Raw genomic sequence first — 10,726 nt, forward strand, 5'->3', positions numbered from 1 at the left:
CTTAAATCTTCAACAGTTGATAAAAAAGCTAATACTTCAGACATCCCTTTCTTTCGCCAGTTCAAATAAATGCAGGATTATACTGTTTATGTGACTAATTTCTAGTCATGAAAAGCCCCTGGATTATACTGTTTATGTGACTAATTTCTAGTCATGAAAAGCCCCTGCCCCTTTAGCTGTTTCAAAAGACAGCCCTAATTTAAACTTATCGTAATTTTTACACTTTGGTTAATCTATTGATATTAATGATTTTTTAATGAAAGTAAATGGTATTTAAACGGCTAAATATGAAGTCGGTTTGAATAACAAAGAAACATTTACTAAGTTTATAAGGTTCCTTATTTAAAGGACTATATATTAATTTTAAGGAGATAAAAATGCCACATTCAATGAATCCTAACAAAGGCAAAACCCCTATGAAAGGTCATACTTCAGATACTAAACGCTCTGGTGATGTAAAAGGGACTGACCGCATAAAAAAAGATGAGCGTACTGGTGGCGGCAAAGGTACTGGCATGCACTCTAAAGGTTCAAGCCAAGGATTCAATAAAGATTTACATAACAAATCTAGATAATGAACACTCGCACATTCTAGCTTAATCGTTAGGATGTGCCTCTAAACAGTTGACAAATCTTATTCTGCATTACTCTCTAAGTAGTAGGTAATTATAGGCTTGGTACTACCCCTATTTGAGGTCTTGTAATTATTAAAAATAGTTTAAAATAATTTATTTTGTCTATGCATGTTGCTCATTATTCTCTATAATGAAATTTTTATCCCCTATTTTTATTTCTATGTTTTATCGCTTTAATCCCCAAACCCATATAAAAATATGGTTATCCACAAATAAAGATTCGTTTTTGAACGCGGAAAATAAAATTCGTTTAATGCAGATGCGTACTAAAATCCTGATAGCACGATTTATTTTATTTATGATAGCCGCTTGCTTTCAGAGAAAGCATTAGTTGAGATGCAACATTTCTCGCACCAGCAAAGTATCATTCCCCTCGACGCTTTTACAAATAACATGCAGTCCAATACTAGTCTAAATCAAAAGCTCATTGAGCTGTATGAAGATGAAATCTTTCATTTTAATGAGGGCGGTAATCCGGCAGCGGCATCAGACATATTAAGAATCCTAGACTGGGTATTGAGTTTAGAGGCGATGTATACGGATTTAGATAGACGCGTACGGAGTACTAAAGCCTTTAGCTCGTATATCGAGGTGGAGAAACCAATACTTTATAACTTATATAATATTCTCGAACCCAGCGGGCTTAATACTCTTGTCTTTAATAATGATATTATTGCTGTAGTCGATTTTGAGGCGGCAAAAGCAAGTGGTGAGGTACAAAAATTTCAACAAGCTCTTTATAACTCATGCACTTCTAAAAATGCCTCATTTTATGAATCGTGCGTTCTTCAGCAAAAAAAACCAGATTATTTTATTCCATCGGGCCATAGTTATCATTGTAGTGATGATTTTTCTCTTTTTTTTAAAAAACTGCGGCAGGTCTGGAGTAATGCAGCCGGACTATGGGAAAAGCAAAGTATGGCTAACCCTAGTCCAGTAAGGGCAGTACGTCATTTTATACATCAAGCTACTCAAAATCGAGAAGAGTTTAATGCATTCTATAAGCTAGAATTAACTGAGGAGCAATTAAAGGAGTTTCAGAAAATTCAACTACGGTGTAACGTCTTGTTCACAACAGGCCCCAATATTTTCCGTGAAGCTCTTTTTGGCAATCCAGTAATGAGCACTACCTATTTTAATGAACAGGTAAAAAACTATAGTATTCGAGGCTACCAGGGGCTGGCATTTCCCAATTGCCTGGGGGAATTTGATCTTCCTAGAGAAAAGCATAGCCAAATTCAACGTCAGGCTCGACTAGGAGTAAATTATGATGCCTCCTGGTTACCTCATGGTCTTGTTTTACTTAAACAAAGAGAACAAAAAATACTTCGAGCCACAAAGACAATTGCTCATTTTTTTAAATCCCATTCGTCAAAGGGAAAAGAGTTAACGCCACCTGAAAGTACTCCCGATAGGGATGATGTTGATTCTAACGTTAAAATACCTTAAGTGAACACTAGAGGGTTTGCTAAAAAGGTCAAGTGAAGGGTAATAATCCATTCATAAAATACAGAATTTAGGTTATTGTACCTATAGATCTTTTGCACTTCCTCTCAATAATGACCATTTTATTGCGGCCTTTAGAAGAAAAACATTTTACTTTATTGCTCAAATGGCTTCAAATGCCTCATGTTCAGCAATGGTGGGATAAAAATGTTACTTGGACAGAAGAGCATATAAAAAGGAAATACAGCTCTTATACTAGGGGCTATAAATTAGTTCAAAATAAGACCTATCCTATTCACGCGTTTATGATTTACTCTGGCGCCGAAGCAATTGGTTATATGCAATACTATAATGCTCGTGATTTTCCCCGTAGCGCCCCTTTAGATCGTTTGCCAAAACACTTAGCGGCTTTAGATATTTATATTGGAGAGCCTAATTTTTTAAATAAAGGACTGGCAAGCGAGGCGATTAATTATCTCATTAGCCATTATTTAAAACAGCAATATACTCATCTATTTGTGGACCCCGATCTTGATAATAAAGCGGCAATTAAAGCATATACTAAAGCGGGGTTTGAACTTTATGAGGAAAGAAAAGAGCTAAATGAATTGTGGATGGTAAGAGCAATAGCCACATAACTTAGTGGCTATTGTACATTTATTAATAACAACGTAATTGTCCCCAGCCATTTCTCCAGCATCCGGGATGATAAGGGGCAGGCCTAGACCAGTATCCAGGATGATTTGCAATACAACCACCATAATAGCTTCGGTGCATGCCATAGCCACAACCTTGAGCAGCTTCTGATGTTGAAGTATACATGCTGACTAAGAGAAGTGTGCTAAGCATCAGTGTTGTTCTAACTAATCGTGAAAAACACAGCGATTGTGCTTTCATGAGATCCTCCTTAATTCTGTGATTTATTTTACAGTTACAAGGCTGCAACAGTTATCTTTCACAAACGTGTAGTCCTGTAAGCTAAGTATAGAATCATATTGGCTTTGGAATGTGTAAATTTTAAGCAAAGACGGCCTTTTAATTAATTACTCTAAGCTCATGTTTCATCAATAAATTTAATTTCTAGATCTATATTTTGTTAAAAATAAAGATTATCTTATTCTTAATACTTGAGAGGAAGGTGCCTTTTTAAGCATCAGAAACTAGTTAGCTTGATGTTGATAAGTATTTGGTGAGTTTCTCACCAACATATAATGGAACGTGGTCAGAAATAGATGAGAACTTTAAAAAGAAAATGGACGCGCTTTTACTCTCGTAGTTCTAAAGTTTTAACCCGTCTTAAAAAAAAGATAAATCTTCCCATAGTAGTTATTAGCATTGCTTTCTTGATAGGGTGTTTTCATCTTTTTTCTTATTTAATTCCTTTTACTGATAATGCCTTCGTGGTTACTAATGTGACGCCAGTTGCCGCGGATGTTTCTGGTTTTATAACGGATATTTATGTAAAAAATGGTCAAAGGGTAAAAAAGGATCAGCCTATTTTTACTGTATATCAGGTTCCTTATCAATTAGCTTTAGAACAAGCAAAAGCCGATTATTTAGAAGGAATCAAAAAAATAGAAGTTTTTGAAAAAAAAATTAAACGGGCAGAAGCCTTAATTAAGTCAACAGATGCTGAGTTAGCGAAAGCCAATTATGAGTTAAAGTTAAAAAAAGGTTCTTATGTAGCCCAAGCCGTCTCCATTTTGGAAGTCAAAAAGCTTTCTTATGACGTAGATACCTTAAAGAATAAACGTGATGCCCTACAACAAGAAGTTGAGGTTTTAATAGCGGAAATTGAACAACAAAAACACACAGTACAAAGTCTAAAAGCGAAAAAAGATAATGCACAAATTAACTTGGAGCTGACAACGGTAAGAGCGCCTAGTGATGGGGTGATTGATAATATGTATCTAGCCCCGAACACCCCAATTAAAATCCACGAGCCTATATTTTCCTTTATTGATACGGCAAATTACTATATTCAAGCCAATTTTAATGAAACGGATTTACGGCGGGTTAGGGCAGGGGATAAAGCGTATATTATTTTGCGTATGTATTATTTTGATAAAATTTTCCATGGCGTAGTGGTCAATTCTTTATGGGCAGCCGAACGTCAGCAAACCTCGGCTAAAAGTCAAATTCAATTAGTAAAGAATGAAAATGAATGGTTATTGCTACCCCAGCGCTTCCCGCTTCAGATTAAAATTTTAGATCCTGATCCTAATTATCCTCTAAATCCCGGTTCAAGTGCCTATGTTTATATCTCAACTAAAAGATAAGATTCTTACTTATGATAAATATGGAGAGCATCGCACTAATGGCTTAAAAATTTTATTCGTTTTGCAGTTCTTATTTTTGTTCAATTATATTTACGGGGTAAATAATCCTTATTTCTATTTTTTTTATGTGCCTTTGACTGCTTTTACCGCCGAAATAATAGGTTCTACTTTAGAAGAAAAATATTTATTTCTTTTTTGCACGATAACCGGTTGTGCGCTTTCTATTTTTTTATTCGGTTTATTTTCAGTCTATAAATTGTTTTTTGTTTTTTTTGTCTTTTTTTATTCTTTATTTCTTTATTATCTCGTTATTCATCATTTAAGAAAGATGCTTGCTTTAGTTCCTTTGATACTAAGCTTAGCCGTTTATTCCTTAATTTATGAAAATGCTGATAGTAATCTCTATATAGCCTTAAACCATGTTTTAGAGGTTTTGGTGGCCATGGGTTTAATTTTTATGGGTTTATACCTCTTTCCTAAAAGATACTATTTTGTCATTTGGCAAAGGGCCTTTTTAGAAGTGCTTTCAAAATTAGAGTTTTTAAGTGAAGAGATCTCTCAAGAGAATGTACAGACGATTCCTATTTTTCCTGGAATTATCGTGATGAATAAATATTCCAAAATGTTACCGCGGAGCATTAATTATTACAGTGTATTAAAGATTACCTTGCTGTCTTTTGAGTTAATTATGTCGCTTTCTTATTTACTTTCTTTTAGGAAAAAAATCAAAACGGCGTATATCCAATTATTTACTCGTTATATAAAGTTACTTTTGGAGGCCTGTAAACGAAAAAAAACGGTATTACTTGGCAGTCAGGATCATCGTTTACTCACACAAAGTTATGAATTAAAAACTTTACGCCGCCTTATTTTGAGCTGGAATTATTTATGCACCGATCTTTGATGTTTGGCAAATTAAGTTACCGCTCTCTGCGAGCAGTACAAATTAGCACCGTATTTTGTTTTACCATTATTGTGCAAGAAGGTCTGCGTTATCCTCGTGCTGGTTGGACTGGTTTTGCGGTAATGATGATTTATGCAGGATTTGATAATGGAACGACTATTCTGCGCGCCTATCATCGGTTCTGGGGGATGCTTTTAGGCTTACTTAGTGGGTATTTGCTTTGGTTTCTTGGCCATATCGATTATCGCCTATTGCTTATTATTATACCACTTACTATTTATCTAGCTTATTTTCTTGCAGGACAAGCCTATAGTGTACCTACCGTTTTTACAGTCAATACCTCTGTTATTGGTACTGGTTATTTTGATACCTCTACTAGTGTATTTCCCTTGACGTTCTTTTTAACAGATTATGTCATGTGCACAGTTATCGCATTTATTATTATTTTAATTTTTGAGTACTTTTGGTTTAGCCATTACAAATTAATTAATTTATTTATCATTGATAATCAAGCGGAAATGGTGCGAAAACTCTATCATTTAATTCACCTATTAAATCAAAACAAAATTCGCCGTTCCGATTGGTTTGATGCGTGTGTCTCCTACACCGATAGCTTATTCGAAATGGAAAAATTAGCCAGGAATTCCCAATTTATCCGCCGGGCCAAAGGCACTTTAGGAGATGATTTCAATGAGTTTTTAGCGCTGAATTCACGAATCTTTGTTTATTTAAAAGCGTTATACATTTCGGGTTATACAAAAAACTATGGAAAGTATGATTACAATCTTTTGTTCCAGCAAGTACAAATGGATTTAAAAAAATTAAAGCAATTTATACGAGCAACCCATGTTCAGGAACATAATGGAGAACTACATGCCCTACCTCGTTAGAGTGCTTTGTCTTTTTTCTCTTTTTTTAACGGGATGTACGCTTCCTAAAAAAGAACTTCATAAACCGGTTATTCCGGTCATGGAACAATGGCCAGTTAAAAATAATTATACCAATAAGAACGATGAGAAAAATCTTCCCTATCTGGCCTGGTGGAAGGGCTTTAATGATGCAACATTAAATGACTTAATCGTTAAAGGCTTGCAGCATAACAACAACTTAAATAGGTCGCGAGGAGCTATTGATGCGGCAGAAGGTGAACTTAAAAAAATCAATTATCAATGGATACCAACTGTAGATATGATGACCGGCTATTCGCGAAATCCAGCCACGGGATATCCAGGAATATTAGGAGTGATTATCCCGAGCTATGTGATTAATATTTATCAACAAATTAAAGAGCAAAAACGAGCGAAATATATGCTCGCTCAGGCTAAAGCGGAAGACGATGCTTTAAAGTTAACTGTAATTTCGGAACTTTGTGCGAGTTATTTTACCTATCAAGCGGAAATGGAGCGCAAGCAACTCTTGAATACCTTAGCCAATGATTTAACCCAGCTAGCTAAGATTGCGCAAAATACCTATAAGGGCGGCTTAACTTCAGATATTGAACAGCAAGAATTATACAGTCAGGCCCAAGTGATTCGCGGTGAACTTGAGGTGATCGAACGCAATATTATTGTCAGTAAAAACGCTATTCGGTATTTAATTAATCTCAATCCCGGTGAATTTAGATCGAAGGTTCGTTTTTCTGATTTAAATAATAAGCAACTGATCCCAGGCACCTTACCGCTAACAGTATTAGAAAATAGACCTGATTTACAAATGGCTGATAGCCGTTTACGTGCTGCTAATCAGGCAATTGGCATTGCTCGCTCTCATTTATTACCAACCTTAACTTTTGATTTGATAGGAGGGAAAGCCGCAGGTAATAACGCCTACAAGTGGCCAGAAAAGAACGTTTATTTTAATGATCAATTAATTAAATTGCCTATTCTTAAAGCCTCAGTTTTAGGTGAAATTGCTACTGCTAAAGGCTTAGATAAGAGTTCCTATTATCATTATCTTGATACTTTACAAAAGGCCTTACGGGATACCACTAATGCTTTGGCTGCAAATGAGCATTTTACCAACAAATATAAAGTCACTGAAAAAGCGCAACGATATTTAATGCGAGCCTATGGTTTGAACCAACGGCTATATAAACAAGGTATTCAAAATTATATTGAAATGTTAAAGGCTAAAATTACTTTGGATAGAATTAATATTAACCTTAATGAAGATAAGCTTTTGCAGTTAATGAGTATAGTAAGCTTGTATCAAGAATTAGCTGGTGGCTATAAAGCCTTATAAATATTCTTTATAAAGCTTTATATAAGTACCATCGTTTTCCATACCTAATAGGGCCTCATTAATTTGGTTAATCAGATTCGTTTGATGAAGTTGAGTCATGATTCCATAGCCTTCGCCGATACGAAATTTTGGTCCTAACAATTTAAATTTTCTTTTGTTTGCCCATTGAATAGCGTGGTGATAATGGGTTAATACTGCACTAATCTTTTGTTTTTCTAGCGCTTTGAGCATATTCATATTAGTAGGAAGCTCATTAACCTGAATAGTGTTGTCAATGTGTTTTAAGGCTAGATTCCTCGTAGGGCAGCGAAAAGAAACCCCAATGGTTTTCCCTGTGAGTTGTTGGATGGTATTCAAGGAAGACTTTTTTAAGGCAACATATTGTAAATGACTGTCTTGATAAGGAAGACTAAAAAGAAAATTCTTTCTTTTTTCCTCGGTTATGATGATGGATCCAAGGGCTAGATCAATAGTTCCTTTACTCATTTTTTGGGGGATGTCATGAAATAATACCGTTTCAAATACGCATTCACTGTGGATTCGTTTGCATATTTCTTTCATCATCATTATTTCAAAATCAGCAAAAACATTTTCTTTGGTATTAGAAAAAGGAGAATCGTAAGATAGGGTGCCGATAACCAGTTTAGTGGCATAAGCATGGGGAAGTAAAAAACATAAGCAAAAAAAGAATAAGTATTTTCTAAGGCTACTCATTTTACGCACCTCTCTAGATAAGGCTCATGCTCTAAGTGAATAGTCATATTAACCACGCATCTTGTTTTTCTCTTAAAAAGCATAGTTCATAAAATTATTTTTTGTGCAAATTATTGAAAAAAAAATTTTCTATATAAAAATAGCGATAAATCAATTAATTAGAAATTAGTTGAAGATAAATTTAACCAAGATAATTTTTTTTAACCCATCTAGTTGTTTTTATTACTTGTGATAGTATGGTTATTATTTATCATCTAGGTTAGCCCATGAAAGAGGTAAAGTTAGTTGATTATTTTGCTAAAATAAAACTCGATTTCAGCGCTTTTCAAGATTTATTAGCAAGCGATAAAACAGAAGCCTTAAAGCAAGTATATTTTGCGCATATAAAGGCTTTTCCCTATAGTAATTTTGAGATACGTGAGGCAGCTCATCAACATCCTGTGCAACGAAATGCCTTAACTTTCTTCAATCATGCTCGGATCATGAATCAGGGAGGTTATTGTTTTCAAACGAATGCTTTGCTTTATTCCGCATTAACCCAGCTAGGGTTTAAACCAATTTTCTGCGCAGCAAGAGGACTTGTGGGAAAACCTGTTAATGATGCTAGTGTACTGCGTTTACCTACAACCCATGTCGTTTTAGTGGTTCCTATCGGTGGCCAGCAATATTTCCTGGAACCCGCAATGGGGATGCAGGCGCCCCGTTATCCTATTTTAATTCAAGACAGCAAAGATCCAATTATTCAAGATAGGGACGAGTTTCTTTTTTATAAACAGCACGATGTCTATGTGCTTGCGAAAAAAATGCGCGGTAATTGGTTCAATTTAATGCAATCAACTTTGGTTGAAACAAGTGAAAAAGTCTTGCACAAGAATTTGTTGGGCTTAGAGCGTTTCCCTAATCCTGTTGCGATTCGTGATGAAAAAACTTTAGTGGCTGTAGTGACGGATAAGGGGAGTAAAGCATTATATTGGGATATGTCTTCTACTCAACTTAAGTTCATGCGTCAAGAAGACGATGTATTCACCCAAGAGGTGATTGGCGATTGGAAGCTAGCGTGCGACTTATTAGAGAGCGAATTTTCCATTAAAGGGATTTCTGAGGCACAAATAAAAAAATATTGCAGTCCTTTATCTATACCGAAACCAAAACGCCGTTGGGAAATTGATTTTCCAATAACCGTTAAAGATTTGGAGCGGATGGAAGAGAATTTAACCTATTCGCCTTAAGCATCAGTTGATTTTACTAGTAATTAGCAATTATCTGTTTTAAATTAGTCTAGTTAAGAATTTTAATCAAATGGAATGAGTTTTGAATTATGAAAAAAATAGCTTTTGTATCGTTAATGTCCACTTTATCTCTAACCACAGCGGTTAACGCCGGTGCTATGGGTGATTCTGGCTGTGCCCCTTCCGCTTTTGCTTCGGTAGAAGGTGGTTATACCTATAATAAAATCAATGGCTTTGAATTTGTTACTGGAACTGGAACTTCAGCTACGACTAGATCTATTAGTGCTGAAAAACAACAAAATCAATACACTGCTCGTTTAGCGGCAGGTTTAATTAATATGATAGACGACTCCTTCGGTGTTACCGGAGAATTAGGCTGGGGTTATTATGGACGCACAACTTTTAATCTTCCAGTCCTCTCATTAGGTGCGCCTTTTAATGCAACCAGTAAATTTACCCTAAGTGGTTTTGATGCCTTAATCGGTGCGGCATGGGTACAAACCTATTATAGTTTATCGTTTAAAGTAGGGGGCTTAATTCAGAATATGCAGATTAGCAATACTGCTTCCCTTGCTGATGTGGTTGCACCAGCTTTTGGTGTTTATACTTTAAATGAAAAGCATAATAGCACGGCAGTGTTGCCTGCAATAAAATTAGGTGCAGCTTATAATATTGATTCTAATTGGGCTATTACAGGTTCTTGGTTATTTGCTTTTGGGGCTTCAACAGGAACAACCTTTACTTATACTCCTGCCGCAGTGACTAACGTTGCTTTAGATATAAATACTCAAAACCCGATGACAAATAGCTTCATGCTTGGTATTCAATATAGCGCTTAAGCCTATAGTTTAAGATACGAATTCTTCTTTATTAAGGAGAAGAGTTCGTAATTAGTGTGATTTGCTGTAAAAACCTCCTACTTTAGCTTGACAGGATTAGCCTATCTTTTATACTGATTGGCACTTTGAAAATCAAGCTTGATTTTAGCAGACAAGATCTAAAGTAATCATTTTAACCTTTAATTGAGGTAGGAGTTTATGGGCGCTACACAATCAAGAAGCCTAGTAAAAGTGCGACCTGAAGAGACTCCGAAAGAGCTCGTCAATATGTTTTTAATAGAGCTTTTGGCCAAGGGCTATCCTTTAGCAAATAAAGGGTTAGCTAGGTCCGGGGATCTGGAACAAAATTCAGGAAAAATAAGAGCTATTCCCGGTTTGTTAGTTCATTCACCTTACTCTCAGAATGGCTTATCCACAAGTCCATAGGCCAGGAGAGCTT

Annotated in this window: 12 protein-coding genes; 10 read left to right on the forward strand and 2 right to left on the reverse strand. The window is 35.6% G+C overall.

Annotated elements, in window-relative coordinates:
- Positions 1-377 precede the first annotated feature (377 nt).
- From ELY15_RS10380 to ELY15_RS10390, 3 genes are all read left to right on the forward strand, one after another.
- Complete coding sequence (locus ELY15_RS10380) at positions 378-575, forward strand: hypothetical protein (RefSeq protein ID WP_127099717.1); 198 nt, start codon at positions 378-380, stop codon at positions 573-575.
- Between the two features lie 345 nt (positions 576-920).
- Entirely contained in the window at positions 921-2,084 is a 1,164-nt protein-coding gene (locus ELY15_RS10385) for a glycosyltransferase family 88 protein (protein ID WP_305033769.1), read from the forward strand.
- 110 nt (positions 2,085-2,194) lie between these two features.
- On the forward strand, positions 2,195-2,719 hold the full coding sequence (locus ELY15_RS10390) for a GNAT family N-acetyltransferase (protein WP_127099721.1): 525 nt from the start codon (positions 2,195-2,197) through the stop codon (positions 2,717-2,719).
- Between the two features lie 22 nt (positions 2,720-2,741).
- On the opposite strand, the gene ELY15_RS10395 is transcribed toward ELY15_RS10390, so the two are convergent.
- Positions 2,742-2,978: a GCG_CRPN prefix-to-repeats domain-containing protein gene (locus ELY15_RS10395; protein WP_127099723.1), complete on the reverse strand. Its 237-nt coding sequence runs from the start codon at positions 2,976-2,978 to the stop codon at positions 2,742-2,744.
- Positions 2,979-3,313: 335 nt separating this feature from the next.
- Here ELY15_RS10395 and ELY15_RS10400 point away from each other — a divergent pair, with 335 nt between their 5' ends.
- Genes ELY15_RS10400 through ELY15_RS10415 form a run of 4 tightly spaced genes read left to right on the forward strand, consistent with a single transcriptional unit; the run spans position 3,314 to position 7,505 of the window.
- A complete protein-coding gene (locus ELY15_RS10400) occupies positions 3,314-4,360 on the forward strand; it encodes an HlyD family secretion protein (protein WP_127099725.1) in 1,047 nt (348 codons plus the stop codon).
- Complete coding sequence (locus tag ELY15_RS10405; RefSeq protein WP_127099727.1) at positions 4,335-5,264, forward strand: FUSC family protein; 930 nt, start codon at positions 4,335-4,337, stop codon at positions 5,262-5,264. Before ELY15_RS10400 ends, ELY15_RS10405 begins: the two co-directional genes overlap by 26 nt.
- Positions 5,249-6,154 (forward strand): FUSC family protein, encoded by a 906-nt coding sequence (locus tag ELY15_RS10410; protein ID WP_127099729.1) that lies wholly within the window; start codon positions 5,249-5,251, stop codon positions 6,152-6,154. The genes ELY15_RS10405 and ELY15_RS10410 overlap by 16 nt, the downstream gene beginning before the upstream one ends.
- Positions 6,138-7,505, forward strand: coding sequence for a TolC family protein (locus tag ELY15_RS10415; RefSeq protein ID WP_127099739.1), 1,368 nt, complete (start codon positions 6,138-6,140; stop codon positions 7,503-7,505). The genes ELY15_RS10410 and ELY15_RS10415 overlap by 17 nt, the downstream gene beginning before the upstream one ends.
- Here ELY15_RS10415 and ELY15_RS10420 read toward each other — a convergent pair.
- Positions 7,500-8,219: a transporter substrate-binding domain-containing protein gene (locus ELY15_RS10420; protein WP_127099731.1), complete on the reverse strand. Its 720-nt coding sequence runs from the start codon at positions 8,217-8,219 to the stop codon at positions 7,500-7,502. The two genes, ELY15_RS10415 and ELY15_RS10420, sit on opposite strands and share 6 nt — an antisense overlap.
- Before the next feature lie 266 nt (positions 8,220-8,485).
- Between ELY15_RS10420 and ELY15_RS10425 the strand changes: the two genes are divergently transcribed.
- The 3 genes from ELY15_RS10425 to ELY15_RS10435 all read left to right on the forward strand — a co-directional run bounded on the left by ELY15_RS10425 (position 8,486) and on the right by ELY15_RS10435 (position 10,713).
- Complete coding sequence (locus ELY15_RS10425) at positions 8,486-9,448, forward strand: arylamine N-acetyltransferase (RefSeq protein ID WP_127099733.1); 963 nt, start codon at positions 8,486-8,488, stop codon at positions 9,446-9,448.
- Positions 9,449-9,537: 89 nt separating this feature from the next.
- A complete protein-coding gene (locus tag ELY15_RS10430) occupies positions 9,538-10,287 on the forward strand; it encodes a hypothetical protein (protein WP_127099735.1) in 750 nt (249 codons plus the stop codon).
- Between the two features lie 198 nt (positions 10,288-10,485).
- The gene (locus ELY15_RS10435) at positions 10,486-10,713 is read left to right on the forward strand and encodes a hypothetical protein (RefSeq protein WP_127099737.1); all 228 of its coding nucleotides are present in this window, start codon (positions 10,486-10,488) and stop codon (positions 10,711-10,713) included.
- Positions 10,714-10,726 lie beyond the last annotated feature (13 nt).

The organism is Legionella sp. km772 (assembly GCF_003989735.1).
GTDB lineage: Bacteria > Pseudomonadota > Gammaproteobacteria > Legionellales > Legionellaceae > Legionella.